We start from the raw sequence: 17,164 nt of genomic DNA on the forward strand, positions 1-17,164 counted from the left end.
CGGCACGCCTTCCCCGGTCGCACGATCGGTTGGATCACGCGCGCCGATGTCGCGGTCGTGGTCGCGGTGCTCGGAGGATGGGTGGACGCAACGCCGACAGGAGGCCCGGTGTCCACGTCGTTCCTCGACCGCAAGATCCGCCGCGGCTTCGACCGCCTGGACAGCGACCGGGACGGCCGGCTGACCTGGCACGACCACGTGGTGATGGGGGAGCGGACGGCCGCGGGGCTGGGGTACGGGCCGAGGTCGGACGTGGGGCACCGGATCATCGAGGCGTACTGCCGGGTCTGGGAACGGGTGCACCGGCCCCACGACGCGGACGGCGACGGCAGCGTGACCCGCGAGGAGTTCGCGGCGGCGGTCGCCGGGGCCGCCGGGCGGGCGGGGGCGATCGCGGACCTGGCGGCGGCGGTGTTCGAGGCGGCCGACGCGGACGGCGACGGCCGGATCGGGTTCGCCGAGTACCTGGCGTTCCTGCGCGGCCACCAGCCCGACGTGCCCGAGGAGGAGGCGGCGGAGGCGTTCGGCCACCTCGACCGGGACGGCGACGGGGCGGTGGGCCGCGCGGAGGTGGCGACCGCGATCGTCGAGTACTGGACCAGCGGCGACCCGGACGCGCCGGGCAACTGGTTCTACGGCCGCCCGCCCAGCGCGCTCAGCGCCGTCGCGCCGGGGGAGCCGGGTTCGGCGGTGTAGGTGATCAGGGTGCGGTCGGGTTCGCCGGGGACCGCGAACGCCTCGTAGTGCAGGCAGAACTCGCCGGCGACGGGGTGGCGGAAGCGCTTCTCGCCGAACGGGCTGGTCCAGACGTCGTGCTCGGTCCACAGCCGGGCGAAGTCCGGGTCGTCGTGGAGCTCGGCGACGAGCGCGCGGAGCTCGAGGTCGTCGGGGTACATGCCCGCCAGCACGCGCAGGCCGCCGACGGTGTCGCGGGCCTTGTCCTCCCACGGGACCCACAGGGTGCGGGCGGTGGGGTCGAGGAAGATCAGGCGGGCCATGTTCGGCGGGTCGAGGGTGGCGAGGTCGGTGCCGTAGAGGGCGCAGGCGAGGTCGTTCCAGGCCAGGACGTCGGTGCGGGCGCCGAGGATGTAGGCGGGGCCGGCGATGCTGTCCAGCAGCCACTGCTGCTGCGGTCGCGTGCGGCGGTCGCCGGGGGCGCGGCCGTGGGGGCGGACGAGGGTGCGCAGGTGGGCGTGCTCGGTGTCGTCGAGGCGCAGCGCGCGGGCGACGGCGTCGAGGACCTGGTCGGAGACGTTGTCCAGGCGGCCCTGCTCGAAGCGGATGTAGTAGTCGGCGCTGATGCCGGCGAGCTGGGCCAACTCCTCGCGGCGCAGACCGGGGACGCGGCGGCGGGTGCCGTAGGTGGCCAGGCCGGCTTGCTCGGGGCTGAGCCGGCCGCGCCGGGACCGGAGGAACTCGCTCAACTCGCTCACGACCGGCCAGCCTAGGGCGCGCGGTGGTGGGCGCGGCTCACTTCCCGGGCGCGCGGAGCGGTGAGGCGCAGGGAGCTGGCGCGGCGGCGGGGCGGGCGTGGGTGGCGCGGCGGGGTGCGTGGGCGGGTGTGCTGGGTGGCGCGGCGGGGTGTGCGGCGGGGTGTGCGGCGGGCTGGCCGCGGTGGTCAAGGCTGGGCGCTGCCTTGCCGGTGGCGGTGGTCGGTGCGGGGTTGCGGGTGGCTGTGACCTGCGGAGATGAGCGAAACTCGCGGCGCGGGCGTGGCCTCCGGCCCCCGATGCCATGGTCGCACGGGGGACCGACATTTCCTGGGTCTGGGATACCCAGGAAATCCTCGGCTCTGGGTCCGGTGGTCCGGCGGAACCACGATTCCCCCATGGACATCTTGATCTCGGGTGCGGGTGTGGCGGGGTTGTCGTTGGCGCACTGGTTGCGGCGGTACGGGGTGGACGTCACCGTCGTCGAGCGGGCCGACGCCCTGCGGGACGGTGGGTACAAGGTCGACGTGCGCGGGGCCGCCGTCGAGGTGTTGCGGCGCGGTGGGGTGTTGGAGCGGGTGCGCGAGGTGGAGACGCGGGTTCGGGACGTGCACTTCGTGGACGCTCGCGGCCGGCGGGTGGCGACGATGAGCGCCGACGTGTTCGGCGGGCGGGAAGGGGAGGACGTCGAGGTCGTGCGCGGCGACCTCCTCCGGGTGCTGCGGGACGCGGCGGACGTCGAGTACCTGTTCGGCGACTGGGTGGAGGACCTCGAGGACGGCGACAGCGGGGTGCGGGTCCGGTTCGGCTCCGGCGCGGAGCGGGTGTTCGACGTGGTGGTCGGCGCGGACGGCGTGCACTCCCGGGTGCGGGGGCTGGTGTTCGGGGAGGAGGAGCGGTTCCGGCACGACCTCGGGCACCACGTGTCGATCTTCACCTCGTCCTCCGCGCACGGCCTGGACCGCGAGGAGCTGCTGTACGCCGAGCCCGGCCGCACGACCAACGTCTACCGGACGGCCGGCGACGACGGCGCCCGCGCGTTGTTCCTGTTCCGCTCGCCCGAGCACGCCGGCCGGCCCGCCGAGCAGCTGGCGCGAGCCTTCGACAACGCCGGGTGGAAGGTGCCGGAACTGGTCGCGGAGGCCGCCCGCGCGCAGGACTTGTACTTCGACTCGGTGAGCCTGATCCGGATGGACCGCTGGTCCTCCGGCCGGGTCGTGCTGGTGGGCGACGCCGCCTACGCCGCCTCGCCCGCCTCCGGGCAGGGCACCAGCCTGGCGCTGGTCGGCGCGTACGTGCTCGCGGGCGAGCTGGTCGAAGGCCTCGAAGGCGCGTTCGAGCGCTACGAGACCCGCATGCGGGACTTCGTCACCGCCAACCAGGCCCTGGCCGAGGCCAACCTCAAGGGCATGGTCCTGTCGTCCAAGGCCAAGATCTGGTTCCAGACCCGGATGCTCCGCCTCCTGCCGCACCTGCCCGGCCGCGACAGGGTGATCGAGCGGATCACCGAACCGATCCGGCGGGCGGCCACGGCGATCGACCTGCCCCAGTACTGACCCGGGACTGAACTCTTGCGCAATCTTGATGCCTCACGTGAAGATATCGGCGTCCAGCCGTCGCCAAGCCGAAGGATTTCCATGACGTCGCCGTTCGGTCTGCACCGTGTCGTCGAGCCCGCGGGCGTCCTGCCGCAGCAGGCGTGGCGGCTGGACCCGACACCGGAGTGCGGCGCGGACGAGGTCGTCGTGGACGTCGAGCGGCTCAACCTGGACGCCGCTTCCTTCCGCCAGCTCCGCGAGGAGCACGGCGACGGCATCAAGCGGGCGGTGCTGGACATCGTCGCCGAGCGCGGCAAGATGCAGAACCCGGTCACCGGGTCCGGCGGGATGCTGCTGGGCACGGTCCGCGCGGTCGGGCCGGACTCGCCGCTGGGCCTGGAGCCGGGCGACCGGATCGCCACCCTGGTCTCGCTCACCCTCACCCCGCTGCGCATCACCGATGACCTGGCGGACTGGGACGGCACGACCGAGCAGGTCCCGTGCACGGGTACGGCGGTCCTGTTCGGCCGCTCCATCGCGGCCGTGCTGCCCGACGACCTGCCCGACGAGCTCGCGCTGTCCGTGTTGGACGTGTGCGGCGCGCCCGCGCTCACCGACCGGGTGGTCCGGCGCAAGGCCGCGCAGTCCGTGCTGGTGCTGGGCGGTGGCGGCAAGTCGGGGTCGTTGTCGCTGGCCGCCGCCCGCCGCGCCGGCGCGACCCGCCTGGTCGCGCTCGTGCCCACGCCACAGGAAGCCGAGCGGGTGCGGGAGGCTGGGCTGGCCGACGAGGTCGTGATCGCCGACGCCCGCAACCCGGTCGCCGTCCTGGACGCCGTGGGCAAGCCCGTGGACGTGACGGTGGTGTGCGTGGACGTCCCGGGCTGCGAGCACGGCGCGATCCTGGCCACCGCCGACGGCGGCACGGTCGTGTTCTTCTCCATGGCCACCTCCTTCTCCGCCGCCGCGCTGGGCGCGGAGGGCCTGGCGGCGGACGTGGAGATGCTGGTCGGCAACGGCTACGTGCCCGGTCACGCCGAGTTCGCCCTGGACCTGCTGCGCGCCGAGCCTGCCGTGCGGGCGCTGTTCGACCACCGGCAGACTGCACAGGCGTGACTACCGTGAACAGGACCCGGCTGCTCGTGGGGGGCCGGATCCACTCCCCGACCTCCCCGGACGCCACCGCGATGGCGATCACCGACGGCACCGTGGTGTGGCTGGGCCAGGACTCCGTGGGCCGCGCCCTGCACCCCGACGCCGAGGTCGTGGACCTGGCCGGCGCGTGGGTCGCGCCCGCGTTCGTGGACGCCCACGTGCACGCCACCTCCGCCGGCCTGCTGCGCACCGGCCTGGACCTGACCCGCTGCCGGTCCCTGACCGAGCTGCTGGACGCGGTCCGCGCCGCCGAGGGGCCGCTGGTGTGGGGCCACGGCTGGGACGAGACCCGCTGGCCCGAGCAGCGCCCGCCGACACGCGCCGAGCTGGACGATGCCGCCCGCGGCAAGACCGTCTACCTCTCGCGCATCGACGTGCACTCGGCACTGGCCTCCACCGCCCTGGTCGACCTCGTGCCGACCGCCCGCGACGTCGACGGCTGGTCCCCGGACGGCCCGCTGTCCCGCGCCGCGCACCACCTCGTGCGAGGCGCGGCCAAGGACGCCATCCCGACCGACCAGCGCCGAGCCGCCCAGAAGGCGTTCCTGGAGCACGCGGCCTCGATGGGCATCGCCGCGGTGCACGAGTGCGCCGGCCCCGACATCTCCAGCCGCGACGACCTGGCCGACCTGCTGGCCGGGGCGGAAGGCCCGCAGGTCGTGGGCTACTGGGGCTCCCGGGACCCGATCGACCTGCCCGTGCGCGGCCTGGCCGGCGACCTGTTCGTGGACGGCGCCCTGGGTTCCCGCACGGCCGCGCTGTGCGACCCGTACGCCGACGCCGACACCTCCGGCGCGCTGTACCTGTCCGCCGACGAGATCGCCGCGCACCTGGTCGCCTGCACCCAGGCCGGGTTGCAGGGCGGGTTCCACGTCATCGGCGACGCCGCGATGGCCGCCGTGGTCGAGGGCTTCGAGAAGGCCGCCGCGACCGTGGGCACGCCCGCGCTGGCCGCCCGCCGCCACCGGCTGGAGCACGTCGAGATGATCACCGCCGAGCAGGCCGCGAAGCTGGGCTCGTGGGGTGTGGTGGCGTCGGTGCAGCCGCTGTTCGACCACGAGTGGGGCGGCCCGGACGGCATGTACGCGCAGCGCCTGGGCGTCGAGCGGGGCACGGCGCTCAACCCGTTCGCCCAGCTCGCGAGCGCCGGCCTGGTGCTGGCGTTCGGCTCGGACGCCCCGGTGACCGCGGTGGACCCGTGGGCGGCGATCCGCGCCGCCGTGCACCACCGCACGGACGGGTTCGGCATCTCCCCGCGGGCGGCGTTCAACGCCCACACCCGCGGCGGGTGGCGCGCGGGCGGGGTGGACGACGGCGTCACCGGCACCCTCCAGCCCGGCGCTCCCGCCACCTACGCGGTGTGGGAGGCGGGGGAGTTGGAGGTCACCACGCCCGACTCCCGCGTGCAGCGCTGGTCCACCGACCCGCGTTCCCGCGTGCCCGGACTGCCGAACCTGGAGTCCACCCCGACCTGCTTGCGGACCGTGTTGCGCGGCAAGACGATTTTCGAAAGGGAGTGACAATGGCGTTGCTCGACCTCGACCCCGATGTGGTCGCCACGGCGCGCAGGCTCGCCGCGAAGGCGGCCGAGCCCGTGGTGGCCATCGCGAAGGCCCACACCACGGTGGCGGTCGAGCGCGCCACGCTGCGGCTGGCCGGGATCACCGGCGCCGACTCCACCCACCGCGCGGGCGACGTGCCGTGGGTGAACCGGGTGATCGACACCGTGCGCGAGCACTGCGGGCTCGAACACGGTGTCGCCCTGCCCGCCTTCCACGCCTTGAAAGAGCACAACCTCGGCACGCTGACCGAACTGGCCGAGGCCACCGCCGCCGGCCAGGTCCGGTTCACCGTGCCGACCGGCCGCGACCGCACCCGCGCCGAGAAGGCCGCCCGCACGGCCATCACGCGGGGCATCAAGACCGTCGACAAGAACAAGGCGCAGCGGGAGAGGCTGGTCGCCAAGTGGGGCGACCCGGCGCAGCGGCCGTGGATCTACCTGATCGTGGCCACCGGCGACATCGACGAGGACGTCGTCCAGGCCCAGAACGCGGCCCGCGCCGGCGCGGACATCATCGCCGTGATCCGCTCCACCGGCCAGTCCCTGCTGGACTACGTGCCCGAAGGCGCCACCCACCACGGGTTCGCGGGCACCTACGCCACGCAGGAGAACTTCCGCATCATGCGGGCCGCGCTGGACGAGGTGTCCAAGGAGGTCGGCCGGTACGTGCGGCTGACCAACTACGCCTCGGGCCTGTGCATGCCCGAGATCGCGGTGCTGGCCGGGTTGCAGCGCCTGGACATGATGCTCAACGACTCCATGTACGGCATCCTGTTCCGCGACATCAACCCGATCCGCACGTTCGTGGACCAGCGCTTCTCCCGCCAGGTCCACGCCCGCGCCGGCATCATCATCAACACCGGCGAGGACAACTACCTCACCACCGCCGACGCCGTGGACGCCGCGCACACCGTCACCGTGTCGCAGCTGCTCAACGAGCACTTCGCGCACGAAGCCGGCCTGCCCGACCACCTGCTGGGCCTCGGGCACGCGTTCGAGATCAACCCCAAGGTGCCCGAGTCGTTCCGCCTGGAGCTCGCGCACGCGCTGCTGGCGCGGGAGCTGTTCCCCGACGCGCCGCTGAAGTGGATGCCGCCGACCAAGCACATGACCGGCGACGTGTTCAACGGCTACCTGCTCGACGGGTTCTTCAACCTCGCCGGCGTCCTGACCGGCCAGTCGATCCTGCTGGTCGGCATGATGACCGAGGCCGTGGTGACGCCGTTCCTGTCCGACCGGGACCTGGCGCTGGCCAACGTCCGGTACGTGCTCAACGCCGCCGGCGGGCTGGCCGAGGACTTCCGGCCCGCGCCGGACGGGTTCATCGTCAAACGCGCCCACCAGGTGCTCGGCGAGGCCGTGGACCTGCTGGAGCGCATCGTGGACGACGGGCTGCTCAACGCCATCGCGGACGGCACGTTCGGCCTGATGAAACGGCCCGCGGACGGCGGCAAGGGCGCGGACGGCGTGGTGGAGAAGGCCGACGAGTACTGCAACCCGGCCTCGGAACTGCTGGAGGCGGGCGAGTGAAACGGCACGTGCGTCCCTACGGCGACACCACCGGCGACGGGATGGTGCAGACGTCGTTCACCCTGCCGGTCCCGTTCGGCCCGAAGGCCGATGGCGCGGCGCAGCAGTTGGCGAACAAGATGGGCATCGACCCGGCGATGGTCGTGCACTCGCACCCCATCGGCGAGGACTTCACGTTCTTCGTCGTCTACGGGTCGGTCAAGCACATCGTGGACCTGGACGAGGTGCGGGTGGTGGAGCGCGAGTACCCGCTGCTCTCGCCCGCCGAGGTCAACACGACGGTGAAGAAGTTGTTGCGGCGCAAGCTGGTCGTGGTCGGCGGGTGCATCGGCACCGACGCGCACACGGTCGGCATCGACGCCATCCTCAACATCAAGGGCTTCGCCGGCGAGAAGGGCCTGGAGTACTACCGCGAGCTCAAGGTCGTGAACCTGGGCGCGCAGGTGTCGGTGCCCGACCTCGTGCGGCGCGCGCGGGCGGAGAAGGCCGACGCGGTGCTGGTGTCGCAGGTCGTCACCCAGCGGGACGCGCACATCCTCAACACCCAGGAGATGTCCGCGGCGTTCCGCGAGGCGATGGGCGACCGCCGCCCGCTCCTGATCGCCGGCGGCCCCCGCTTCGACCCGCTGATGGCGGGGGAGCTGGGCGTCGACCGGGTGTTCAGCCGCGGCACCACGCCTGGCGAGGTCGCCAGCTACCTGGTGCACGCCATCCAGGAGAGGAAAGGGGCAGCGTGAGCCTGACCGAGGGTTTCTCCGTCACCCACCGCCGGTACGTGCCGCACTCGCACGCCCACTACGGGGGCAACCTCGTGGACGGCGCGTACGGGCTGGGGATGTTCGGCGACGTGGCCACCGAGCTGCTGATCCGCACCGACGCCGACGAGGGCCTGTTCGCGGGCTACTCCAGCGTCGAGTTCGCGGCCCCCATCCAGGCCGGCGACGTCATCGAGGCGACCGCGACCCTGGTCCGCATCGGCACCCGCTCCCGCGAGATCGAGTTCGAGGCCCGCGTGGTCTGCCGCTCGGCTCCCGAGCGGGGCCCGTCGGCGGCGGACGTCCTGGACCCGCCGGTCGTGGTCACCCGCGCCCGCGGCACGGTGGTCGCCCCGAAGAAGGCCTGAACCCCTGTACCGGTTCTGTTGGACGCCGGCGACGGTTTCCGCCGAAGAACTTCGCCGGCGTCCAACACGGTCAATAGGTACTGCCCGCCGGTCGGGGTCTGCCACCATCGACGCGTGATCAGCCTCGACCCGGACTCCTCCGTGCCGCCCTTCGAGCAGGTGCGGTCCCAGTTCGCGCGCAAGATCACCGAGCGCGAGTTGGCCGTGGGCACGCGACTGCCCACCGTGCGGGCCCTCGCCGCCGAACTGGGCATCGCGGTGAACACCGTGGCCCGCGCCTACCGGGAGCTGGAGGAGGCGGGTCTCATCGAGACCCGCGGTAGAGCCGGGACCGTGGTCAGCGCGGCGGGCGAGCGCAGCCGGGAGCGGGTGTTGCGGGCCGCCCGCTCGTACGCGGCCACGGCCCGGGAGCAGGGGCTCACGGCCGAGGAAGCGCTGGAGATCGTGCGCGCGGCCCTCGCCGACCGGTCGGCGGCTGATCAGTAGGGTGGCGCGGGTGGCGACCGAACGCAGCGACCCGGCGCGCACCCTCGCGGTGCTGTGGCGCACCGGCGTGCCGCGCAAGGGACTCGGGCTGGACCGGATCGTGGCCGCCGCGGTCGAGCTGGCCGACGCCGAAGGGCTCCAGGCGCTGTCGATGCGGCGGGTCGCCGACAAGCTCGGCGTGGGCACGATGTCGCTCTACACCCACGTGCCCGGCAAGGCCGAACTGGTCGACGTCATGGTGGACACGGTCAGCGCCGAGACCAGCCGCGAGGACGTTCCCGGCGGGTGGCGGCCGAGGCTGGCGCACGTGGCACGGGAGAACTGGGCGCTGTGCCTGCGCCACCCGTGGCTGCTGGAGGTCCCCGGGCACCGGGCGGTGCTGGGGCCGGGGGTCGCCGCCAAGTACGACTTCGAGCTGCGCGCGGTCGACGGGATCGGGTTGACCGACGTGGAGATGGACGCCGTGCTCACGCTCGTGCTGGGGCACGTCCGGGCGGCGGCGCGGCTCGCGGTCGAGGCGGACCGGGTCGAGCAGCGCACCGGGCTGACCGACGAGCAGTGGTGGGCCGCCGCCGGGCCGGTCCTGGCCGCGGTGTTCGACCCGGCGCGGTTCCCGCTGGCGGCCCGGGTGGGCGCGGCGGCGGGGCAGGCGCACGGAGCGGCCTACTCGGGGGAGCACGCGTTCGAGTTCGGGCTGGAACGCGTGCTCGACGGGGTGGAGGCGCTGGTGCGCTCGCGCGACCGGGAAGGTCAGTAGGGGCGCTTGGGCATCATCACCCACAGCACGAGGTAGATCACGAACTGCGGTCCCGGCAGCAGGCAGGACAGCAGGAACAGCAGCCGCACCGTGTTCGGCTTCCAGCCGAAGCGGGCGGCCAGTCCCGCGCACACGCCGGCGATCACGCGCTGGTTCTGGGGCCTGGTCAACGTGGTCATGACTCCACGATCCGCCGGCCGAGCACCCCTCGCATCGGTGGGAACCCTGAACCCCACCCGGACCGGTGACCGACCGGGGCCAGGGGCGGGAGATCCGCCTCACCCGCGCGCAACCCGCGCCCCGCCCGCACGTCCCAACCCGACGTGGGCCCGCGCGTCCCCAGCACTCGTGGAGGTGATCTCGGTGGCCGGTGTCGGCCCAGGCAGGCGGCCTCGTAGGCTGGTCGGCGTGGTCGCACCTCCCGTGGCGCCGGACACCTCCGCCGCCGACACGCCCCCCACCCGCCGCCGGGACGTGCGGGGCACCCTGCTGAGGATCGTGCTCGCGGCCGCCGGCGGGGGACTGGTGTTCCTCAGCTTCCCGCCGCGCACGCTGTGGTGGCTGGCCCCGATCGGGTTCGCCGTGCTGGGCGTGCTGCTGCACGGGCGGAAGATGCGCGCGGGCTTCGGGCTCGGGCTGGTGTGGGGGCTGGGGTTCATGGTCCCGCTGCTGCGCTGGACCGGCGAGTTCGTCGGCCTGATCGCGTGGCTGCCGCTGGCGCTGGTGTGCGCGCTGTTCATCGGCCTGGGCGCGGCGTTCATGGCGCGGGTGTCCACGCTGCCGGGCGCGCCGCTGTGGATGGCGCTGCTGTGGGTGGCCGACGAGCACCTGCGCAGCGTGTTCCCCTTCGGCGGGTTCCCGTGGGGCAAGATCGCGTTCGGTCAGCCGGAGGGCTGGTACCTGCCGCTGGCCGCGCTGGGCGGCGCCCCGCTGATCGGGTTCGCCGTCGCGCTGACCGGCTTCGGCCTGGCCCACCTGGGCCGCGACTGGAAGCTCGGCGCGCCGCTGGTGGTGCTGCCGCTGGCCCTGGGCCTGGCCGCGACGCCGCTGGTGGGCACCGCGCCCGACCAGGGCACGGTCGTGGTGGCGGCGATCCAGGGCAACGTGCCGCGCGCCGGCCTGGACTTCAACTCCCAGCGCCGCGCCGTGCTGGACAACCACGTCAAGCGCACGATCGAGCTGGCCGAGGCGGTCAAGGCGGGTCGGGAGCGGCAGCCGGACGTGGTGATCTGGCCGGAGAACTCCTCCGACATCGACCCGTTCCGCAACGTCGACGCCGCCGCCCAGATCGACCGGGCCGCCCGCGCGATCAAGGCCCCCATCGCGGTGGGCGCGGTGGTCGTCGACAAGTCGGACAACCTGCCGCGCAACACCGTGGTGCTGTGGGACCCCGAGCGCGGCCCGGTCGACACCTATACCAAGCGGCAGCTCCAGCCCTTCGGCGAGACCATGCCCTACCGGGAGTTCTTCCGGATCTTCTCCAAGACCGTGGACCGGGCGGGGGTGTTCCAGCCGGGCTCGGACCCCGAGGGGTTCACCATGGGCCCGGCGAAGGTGGCGATCGACACCTGCTACGAGGTCGCGTTCGACGGTGTGGTGCGCGACTCGATCACGGCGGGGGCGAACCTGATCGCCATCCCGACCAACAACGCCACGTTCGGCTTCACCGAGATGACCTACCAGCAGCTCGCGATGTCCCGCGTGCGGGCCGTGGAGCACGGGAAAGCGGTGGTCGTGGCGGCCACCAGCGGGGTCAGCGCCATCGTGGCGCCCGACGGCTCGGTCACCCGCCGGACTGGTTTGTTCACCCCCGACGCACTGGTCGCGGAGCTGCCGCTGCGCGGGGAGGCTACGCTGGCCACCCGGCTCGGCGCTTGGCCCGAGTGGGTGATGACCGCCCTGGGCCTTCTGGCCGTGGCGTTCGGCTTGACAGTGAAACGACGAGGATCGCGTCCGACCCCTGGTGCGGGTGTCGGCGAGGAGGAAACGGATGGCGGACCAGCAGGCGCAGCCTGACCGCGAGCTCGGGCCGGTGCTGGTGGTGATCCCGACCTACAACGAGCGGGACAACATCGGGAAGATCGTGAAGCGGCTGCACGCGGCCCTGCCGAAGGTGCACGCGCTCGTGGTCGACGACGGCAGCCCGGACGGCACGGGTCAGCTGGCCGACGAGATGGCCGCCGCGGACGACCGGGTGCACGTGCTGCACCGCACGGAGAAGGCCGGTCTGGGCGCCGCCTACGTGGCGGGCTTCCACTGGGCGCTGGACCACGGCTACGAGGTCGTGGTGGAGATGGACGCCGACGGCTCGCACGCGCCGGAGGACCTGCCGCGGCTGCTGGACGCGCTGCGCGACGCGGACCTGGTGCTGGGCTCCCGGTACGTGCCGGGCGGCTCCACGGTGAACTGGCCGTGGCACCGGCAGCTGATCTCGCGCGGCGGCAACGTGTTCTCGCAGGTCGCGCTGGGCACGTCGGTCAAGGACATCACCGGCGGGTTCCGGGCGTTCCGGGCGAACGTGCTGCGCGAGCTGAAGCTGGACACGGTGGCCTCGCAGGGCTACTGCTTCCAGATCGACCTGGCGTGGCGCACGATCGAGCTGGGCCACCGGGTGGTCGAGGTGCCGATCACGTTCACTGAGCGCGAGCTCGGCGAGTCGAAGATGAGCGGCAACATCGTGCGCGAGGCGTTGCTGCGCGTGACCAAGTGGGGCCTGCGCCGCCGTTACACGCAGCTGCGGGACCTGTTCGCGCCGAAGACGAAGGCCGGCTCGCGCCGCTGACGCCGCTCCTGGGCGGCGCTGCGCGCGTCCGGGTCGGCGGGTGTGCCAAAAGGGGGCCTCCGGTTCGTCCGGAGGCCCCCTTCGCGTCGTGTGGCGGGTGTCAGGCGGTGCGGGTGCGCCGACCCCTCAGCTCCTCCAGCCGCTCGTCCAGCAGCTCCTCCAGCTCGGGGATGGAGCGGCGTTCCAGCAGCATGTCCCAGTGCGTGCGCGGCGGCTTGACCTTCTTGGCCTCCGGCTCGGCACCGTCGATGATCTTGGACTCCTGGCCGTGCAGGCGGCACTCCCAGGTGTGGGGGATCTCGGCGTCGTCGGAGAACGGCACCTCGAAGTCGTGGCCCTTGGGGCAGGCGTACCGCACCGACCGGCGCGGGGCGAGGTCGTGATTGCGGTCGGTCTCGTAGCTGACTGCTCCGAGCCGGCTACCCCGTAGAACGCGGTCGGCCATGGCGGTTCCTTTCGCTCGGCTCAGGGCCGGGGCCCAGGCGGTGTTGCTCACCGAGTGCAACGATCGGACTGCTCCGTTCGTTCCCGGCGTCACGGTCATGGTCGCCCACAGTGACGTCTTTCACTCGTCAACGAAGGCTTCCTCCTAAGGGATGCAATCGCGGCGAGATCGTGACGCGTTATCAAGCTGTCGGGCTACTTCATCACTCCGATGGAGTAGTTCCGGCAGAAAGTGTGCGGCTGCGACAGCTTAGACCGAACACGCAGGGCGATGTTAACTCGGGTTTAACTCGCTGGTAGTGACTGGCATCGCTTGTGTGGTCACTCTCTGTCATTTCGGCGGTTTTCGCGGATTCGGCGACGCTGCGTGTCGTCACCGACGTGCTCCGTGGCGGTTGCCGAAGCAGGGTCACCCGGTCGGCCCGCACCCAAACGTTGTGCGGGGAATTTGTTCCGATTAGTGATTTCAGTGTGGACTTAGAGATCGTCGCTGGTCAGCGCGTCGCGCAGCCGGTCGAGGAACTCGCGTTGGGCGGTGACCAGCTTGGGACGGGCCTGCGCGAGGGGCACCCAGGCGACGCGGTCGACCTCCGGGTACTCGCGGAAGGTGCCCTTGGGGTGCTCGAGGGTGAAGGTGCCCGGAACCACCCGTTCGGGGTCCAGATCGCCTTCCAGGGCCCACACGTGGACCGTCTTGCCGCCGGACTGGCGGACGTGCCCCAGCGGGCGCAGCTCGCCCTCGGGGACGGGCAGGCCGAGCTCCTCGGTGAACTCGCGGCGGGCGGTGTCGGTCAGGGGCTCGTCGCCGTCGGGTTCGCCCTTGGGGATGGACCAGGCGCCGGCGTCCTTGCGGGCCCAGAACGGGCCGCCCATGTGTCCGATGAGCACTTCCAGGCCGTCGGCGGTGGCGCGGTACAGCAGGATGCCCGCGCTGGTCTTCCCGGTCACGTGATCAGTGTGCCGGGTGCGGCGGGGGAGGGGTGTGGCGGGAGTGCGCTCCGGCGCGCGGCCTCAGGTGAGGCTGAGTTGGCGGCTGTCGACGGCGGTGGGGCCGAGGTCGCCGGTGCGGTAGTGGCGGCGGCACAGGACCTGGTAGCGGACTTCCTCGGTGGTGGCGGCGGTGTCGGCGACCAGGACGGTGTCGCCCGCCCGGACGACGTCGCCGTCGTGGACGCGGGCGTTGAAGCGGCCGGGGTGGCCGCACCAGCACAGGACCTCGACCTGGATGGCGTTGAGCTCGTCGGCCAGTTCGAACAGCCGTGCGGAGCCGGGGAACAGGGTGCTGCGGAAGTCGGTGGCCAGGCCGAAGCAGTAGACGTCGAGCTGGGCGTCGTCGGCGAGTTCGGCGAGCTGGTCGACCTGGGCGGGGTGGAGGAACTGGGCTTCGTCGACGATGAGGTAGTCGACGCGGGTGCCCTGGGACCAGTGGGTGCGCACGAGGGTGCACAGGTCCATGTCCTCGTGGACCTCGATGGCGCGGCGGGCCAGGCCCATGCGGCTGGTGATGCTGGGGGTGCCGGAGCGGTCGTGGCGGACCAGGAGCAGGCCGCTGCGGCCCTGGCGGGCCTGGTTGTGGTCGATCTGCAGGGCGAGGGTGGACTTGCCGCAGTCCATGGGGCCGAAGAAGAACCGGAGCCTGCCGGTGGGGGTGACGCCGCGGCGCGCGCCGGCGGCGGGTACCGAGGACAGGGCGTCGGTGGGGTCTGTGCTGGGGTTCGTCGGCTCCACGGCGGGCCACCTTAGTGGTAGCCGTGAGGGTGTATGCGCACATGAACAAGTTCAGTGCTGTCAATAGCTTCAGTGTCACCCGAAGGTGTGACTTCCCGACTGGTCCGGTCTCGCAGATCATCCTCGGCCACAAGCCCGCTCTGACCTGAGAGATGCTCCGCTGGCGCGCATATACCGCTTTGCGATATAACCTGCGGCGTGAGAGGTATGTCTGAGCAGGCGTTCCTGGTGCTGACCGCGTTGGCGGGTGAGCCGTTGCACGGGTACGCGATCGTGCAGGCGGTGGAGACGCTGTCGGAGGGGCGGACGCGGTTGCGGGTCGGGACGTTGTACGGGGTGTTGGACCGGTTGGTGGCCGAGGGGTTGGCGGAGCGGGATCGCGAGGAGGTGCACCAGGGTCGGTTGCGGCGCTACTACCGGTTGACCGATGCCGGGGTGCGGGCGTTGAGCGCGGAGGTGGCGCGGATGTCGGCGAACGTGCGGGCCGCTTCGGCGGTGCTGCGGGCCCGGGAGGCGAAGTGAGGGCGGGCGGCGTGGAGCCGGGGGCGGGCTCGAGCCTGGAGCGGCGTTACCGGCGGTTGTTGCGGGTCCTGCCTGCCTGGTACCGGGCGGGGCGGGAGGAGGAGATGGTCGGGATCTTCCTGGCCGACCGCGCCGACACGGCCGCGTCGGGGGAGTTGGACCTGGAGCACGGGTGGCCGGGGTGGGGTGAGGTGTGGGCGACGCTGGACCTGGCGGTGCGGGTGCGGTTCGGGGTGGCGCGGCGGGCCGGGGTGGTGGTGCGGCTGGTGGCGTTGGCCGGGTTGTTGGGGCAGGTGGTGCTGGTCGGGCAGGGGCTGGGGTCGTTGGTGCGGTTCGGTGGGGCGTGGGGGTGGTGGTTCGACGCGTTGGTGGCCGTGGCGGTGGTCGGGGTGGCGGTGCGGCAGTGGGGTGCGGTGAAGGCCGCTGCGGGTGTGCTGGCAGTGCAGGCGGTGGTGTTCGCGCAGGGTCCGTGGGCGTTGGTGCCGGTCGGGTTGTCGTGCGTGACGACGGTGGCGGTGGTGGTGGGGTGGCACCGCGAAGCCCCGCCGGTGCCTCGGGCGCGGTGGTGGGCGGCCGTGGTGGCGGGGCTCGGGTCGGGTGCGGTGTGGGGTGTGGTGGTGCCGTTGTCGCCGGTGGCGTTCGGGGCGGCGGCGGTGGTGACCGCGGGTGTGGTGGTGGGGTTCAGACCTTGGCGGGCAGCGGGTTCCCCGACGCGCTGATGGCCTTGCGGACCGGGACGAAGATCATCAGGACGAAGCCGATGACGAAGAAGACCACGAGGCTGATGATGGCGAGCCGGAAGGAGCCGGTGGCCTGGCCGACGCCGGCGAAGACGAGGGGTCCGAGCCAGGAGGTGGAGCGTTCGCCGACTTCGTAGAGGCTGAAGTACTGGGCTTCGCGGCCGGGCGGGATCATCTGGGAGAACAGGGATCGGGACAGGGCGTTGGTGCCGCCGAGGACCAGGCCGATGCCCACGGCGAGGCCGTAGAACTGGAACTGCTGTCCGGCTTGGACGAAGTAGGCGGCGCCGATGACGAGGATCCAGACGACGAGGCTGATCATGATGGTGCGCTTGGCGCCCCACCGCTTGGCCATCCAGCCGTGCAGGACGGCGCCGCCGAAGGCGACGAACTGGACGATGAGGATGGTGGCGATCAGGACGGTTTCGTCGAGTTTGAGTTCGTCGCGGCCGTACTGGGCGGAGACGTTGGCGACGGTGGCGATGCCGTCGGTGTAGATGAGGTAGGTGCCCAGGAACGCCAGGGTGAGGGGGAAGCCCAGGGCCATGCGCATGGTCTGGCCGAGCTCTTTGAACCCGGCGCGGATGACCGAGGCGCCGGATTCGCCGCCGTGGGGTTGTTGGTGGCGCTTGAGGCGGGTCAGCGGGATGAAGGTGAAGGCGGCCCACCAGATGCCCGAGAGGACGAAGGCGATGCGGACGGCGGCGGCTTCGGACAGGCCGAGGGCGTCGTGGCCGAGGAAGAGTCCGAGGTGGACGGCGAGGGCGAGGCCGCCGCCGAGGTAGCCGAAGGCCCAGCCGCGGCTGGAGACGGCGTCGCGTTCGTCGGGGGTGGCGATCTCGGGGAGGAAGGCGTAGTAGACGACGATCGAGGCGCCGTAGCAGATGTTGGCGAGGATGAACAGGACGACGCCGAGTTGCCAGTTGCTGCCGGCGACGAGGGCGAGGGCGGCGGTGGCGGTGGCGCCGGTGAAGGCGAGGCCGCCGAGCATGGCGCGTTTGTTCTGGGTGCGGTCGGCGATGGCGCCCATGACGGGCAGGACGACGACCTGGACGACGGTGGCGATGGACAGCAGGTAGCCCCAGAGGGAGCCGGCGGGGAAGTGGGCGCCGAAGGCGCTGATGTCGCACTGCTGCAGTGAGCTGGTGGCGCAGGCGTCGGGGCCGTTGTGGGCGGTGTCCTCGCGGGCGGCCTGTTTGGCCACGGCCGTGAGGTAGCCGGAGAGGAACACCGTGATGACGGAGGTCGTGAAGACCTGGTTCGCCCAGTCGTACCAGACCCATCCGCGTTGTTCCCGTTTGCGGTCGATCGCGGGTGCTGGGGTGTCGGCCACGCTCATGGGGGCGGACTGTACTTCCCCGGTCGGCTGGT

19 protein-coding genes are annotated in these 17,164 nt (G+C 72.3%); 13 read left to right on the top strand and 6 right to left on the bottom strand.

What is annotated here, in order from left to right; all coding sequences use genetic code 11:
• Window positions 1-108 precede the first annotated feature (108 nt).
• Window positions 109-696: an EF-hand domain-containing protein gene (locus DFJ66_RS02440; RefSeq protein WP_246029535.1), complete on the top strand. Its 588-nt coding sequence runs from the start codon at window positions 109-111 to the stop codon at window positions 694-696.
• Here the strand turns inward: DFJ66_RS02440 and DFJ66_RS02445 are convergent.
• Entirely contained in the window at window positions 633-1,433 is an 801-nt protein-coding gene (locus tag DFJ66_RS02445; RefSeq protein WP_246029536.1) for a helix-turn-helix transcriptional regulator, read from the bottom strand. The two genes, DFJ66_RS02440 and DFJ66_RS02445, sit on opposite strands and share 64 nt — an antisense overlap.
• A gap of 395 nt (window positions 1,434-1,828) precedes the next feature.
• On the opposite strand from DFJ66_RS02445, the gene DFJ66_RS02450 reads away from it, so the two are divergent.
• From DFJ66_RS02450 to DFJ66_RS02485, 8 genes are all read left to right on the top strand, one after another.
• Window positions 1,829-2,986: an FAD-dependent monooxygenase gene (locus tag DFJ66_RS02450; RefSeq protein WP_121217525.1), complete on the top strand. Its 1,158-nt coding sequence runs from the start codon at window positions 1,829-1,831 to the stop codon at window positions 2,984-2,986.
• Window positions 2,987-3,067: 81 nt separating this feature from the next.
• Window positions 3,068-4,081, top strand: coding sequence for an L-erythro-3,5-diaminohexanoate dehydrogenase (gene kdd, locus DFJ66_RS02455; RefSeq protein WP_121217527.1), 1,014 nt, complete (start codon window positions 3,068-3,070; stop codon window positions 4,079-4,081).
• The gene (locus DFJ66_RS02460) at window positions 4,078-5,640 is read left to right on the top strand and encodes an amidohydrolase (RefSeq protein ID WP_121217529.1); all 1,563 of its coding nucleotides are present in this window, start codon (window positions 4,078-4,080) and stop codon (window positions 5,638-5,640) included. Before kdd ends, DFJ66_RS02460 begins: the two co-directional genes overlap by 4 nt.
• 2 nt (window positions 5,641-5,642) lie before the next feature.
• Window positions 5,643-7,211 (top strand): lysine 5,6-aminomutase subunit alpha, encoded by a 1,569-nt coding sequence (gene kamD, locus DFJ66_RS02465; RefSeq protein WP_211350940.1) that lies wholly within the window; start codon window positions 5,643-5,645, stop codon window positions 7,209-7,211.
• Window positions 7,208-7,948, top strand: a complete 741-nt coding sequence (gene kamE, locus DFJ66_RS02470; RefSeq protein ID WP_121217533.1) for a lysine 5,6-aminomutase subunit beta — start codon at window positions 7,208-7,210, stop codon at window positions 7,946-7,948. The genes kamD and kamE overlap by 4 nt, the downstream gene beginning before the upstream one ends.
• Window positions 7,945-8,334 carry a 3-aminobutyryl-CoA ammonia lyase gene (gene kal / locus DFJ66_RS02475; protein ID WP_211350941.1) on the top strand — a complete coding sequence of 130 codons (390 nt, stop codon included), beginning with the start codon at window positions 7,945-7,947 and terminating at the stop codon, window positions 8,332-8,334. Before kamE ends, kal begins: the two co-directional genes overlap by 4 nt.
• Window positions 8,335-8,448: 114 nt before the next feature.
• A complete protein-coding gene (locus DFJ66_RS02480; RefSeq protein WP_121217535.1) occupies window positions 8,449-8,820 on the top strand; it encodes a GntR family transcriptional regulator in 372 nt (123 codons plus the stop codon).
• A 10-nt stretch (window positions 8,821-8,830) separates the two neighbouring features.
• The gene (locus DFJ66_RS02485) at window positions 8,831-9,577 is read left to right on the top strand and encodes a TetR/AcrR family transcriptional regulator (RefSeq protein WP_121230535.1); all 747 of its coding nucleotides are present in this window, start codon (window positions 8,831-8,833) and stop codon (window positions 9,575-9,577) included.
• Here DFJ66_RS02485 and DFJ66_RS02490 read toward each other — a convergent pair.
• The gene (locus tag DFJ66_RS02490; protein ID WP_121217537.1) at window positions 9,571-9,756 is read right to left on the bottom strand and encodes a PspC domain-containing protein; all 186 of its coding nucleotides are present in this window, start codon (window positions 9,754-9,756) and stop codon (window positions 9,571-9,573) included. The two genes, DFJ66_RS02485 and DFJ66_RS02490, sit on opposite strands and share 7 nt — an antisense overlap.
• 229 nt (window positions 9,757-9,985) lie before the next feature.
• Between DFJ66_RS02490 and lnt the strand changes: the two genes are divergently transcribed.
• A complete protein-coding gene (lnt, locus tag DFJ66_RS02495; protein ID WP_246029537.1) occupies window positions 9,986-11,593 on the top strand; it encodes an apolipoprotein N-acyltransferase in 1,608 nt (535 codons plus the stop codon).
• Window positions 11,568-12,359, top strand: a complete 792-nt coding sequence (locus tag DFJ66_RS02500; protein ID WP_121217539.1) for a polyprenol monophosphomannose synthase — start codon at window positions 11,568-11,570, stop codon at window positions 12,357-12,359. Before lnt ends, DFJ66_RS02500 begins: the two co-directional genes overlap by 26 nt.
• A 100-nt stretch (window positions 12,360-12,459) precedes the next feature.
• Here DFJ66_RS02500 and DFJ66_RS02505 read toward each other — a convergent pair whose 3' ends face one another.
• The 3 genes from DFJ66_RS02505 to DFJ66_RS02515 all read right to left on the bottom strand — a co-directional run bounded on the left by DFJ66_RS02505 (window position 12,460) and on the right by DFJ66_RS02515 (window position 14,531).
• Window positions 12,460-12,804 (bottom strand): RNA polymerase-binding protein RbpA, encoded by a 345-nt coding sequence (locus DFJ66_RS02505; RefSeq protein WP_121217541.1) that lies wholly within the window; start codon window positions 12,802-12,804, stop codon window positions 12,460-12,462.
• A 476-nt stretch (window positions 12,805-13,280) separates the two neighbouring features.
• Window positions 13,281-13,751, bottom strand: coding sequence for an NUDIX hydrolase (locus DFJ66_RS02510; RefSeq protein ID WP_121217543.1), 471 nt, complete (start codon window positions 13,749-13,751; stop codon window positions 13,281-13,283).
• A gap of 63 nt (window positions 13,752-13,814) precedes the next feature.
• The gene (locus tag DFJ66_RS02515; RefSeq protein WP_121217545.1) at window positions 13,815-14,531 is read right to left on the bottom strand and encodes a thymidine kinase; all 717 of its coding nucleotides are present in this window, start codon (window positions 14,529-14,531) and stop codon (window positions 13,815-13,817) included.
• A gap of 207 nt (window positions 14,532-14,738) precedes the next feature.
• Here DFJ66_RS02515 and DFJ66_RS02520 point away from each other — a divergent pair, with 207 nt between their 5' ends.
• Complete coding sequence (locus DFJ66_RS02520) at window positions 14,739-15,053, top strand: PadR family transcriptional regulator (protein WP_121217547.1); 315 nt, start codon at window positions 14,739-14,741, stop codon at window positions 15,051-15,053.
• Window positions 15,050-15,772: a hypothetical protein gene (locus tag DFJ66_RS02525; protein ID WP_121217549.1), complete on the top strand. Its 723-nt coding sequence runs from the start codon at window positions 15,050-15,052 to the stop codon at window positions 15,770-15,772. The genes DFJ66_RS02520 and DFJ66_RS02525 overlap by 4 nt, the downstream gene beginning before the upstream one ends.
• Here DFJ66_RS02525 and DFJ66_RS02530 read toward each other — a convergent pair.
• Window positions 15,735-17,132, bottom strand: a complete 1,398-nt coding sequence (locus DFJ66_RS02530; protein WP_121217551.1) for an MFS transporter — start codon at window positions 17,130-17,132, stop codon at window positions 15,735-15,737. The two genes, DFJ66_RS02525 and DFJ66_RS02530, sit on opposite strands and share 38 nt — an antisense overlap.
• Window positions 17,133-17,164 lie beyond the last annotated feature (32 nt).

Source organism: Saccharothrix variisporea (assembly GCF_003634995.1).
Lineage (GTDB): Bacteria > Actinomycetota > Actinomycetes > Mycobacteriales > Pseudonocardiaceae > Actinosynnema > Actinosynnema variisporeum.

What these genes read in the sequence shown, in the direction of transcription:
- DFJ66_RS02450 (WP_121217525.1), top strand. Translation starts at nt 1,829, where the DNA reads ATGGACATCTTGATCTCGGGTGCGGGTGTGGCGGGGTTGTCGTTGGCG.
- kdd (WP_121217527.1), top strand. Translation starts at nt 3,068, where the DNA reads ATGACGTCGCCGTTCGGTCTGCACCGTGTCGTCGAGCCCGCGGGCGTC.
- kamD (WP_211350940.1), top strand. Translation starts at nt 5,643, where the DNA reads ATGGCGTTGCTCGACCTCGACCCCGATGTGGTCGCCACGGCGCGCAGG.
- DFJ66_RS02490 (WP_121217537.1), bottom strand. Translation starts at nt 9,756, where the DNA reads ATGACCACGTTGACCAGGCCCCAGAACCAGCGCGTGATCGCCGGCGTG.
- DFJ66_RS02500 (WP_121217539.1), top strand. Translation starts at nt 11,568, where the DNA reads ATGGCGGACCAGCAGGCGCAGCCTGACCGCGAGCTCGGGCCGGTGCTG.
- DFJ66_RS02505 (WP_121217541.1), bottom strand. Translation starts at nt 12,804, where the DNA reads ATGGCCGACCGCGTTCTACGGGGTAGCCGGCTCGGAGCAGTCAGCTAC.
- DFJ66_RS02520 (WP_121217547.1), top strand. Translation starts at nt 14,739, where the DNA reads ATGTCTGAGCAGGCGTTCCTGGTGCTGACCGCGTTGGCGGGTGAGCCG.
- DFJ66_RS02530 (WP_121217551.1), bottom strand. Translation starts at nt 17,132, where the DNA reads ATGAGCGTGGCCGACACCCCAGCACCCGCGATCGACCGCAAACGGGAA.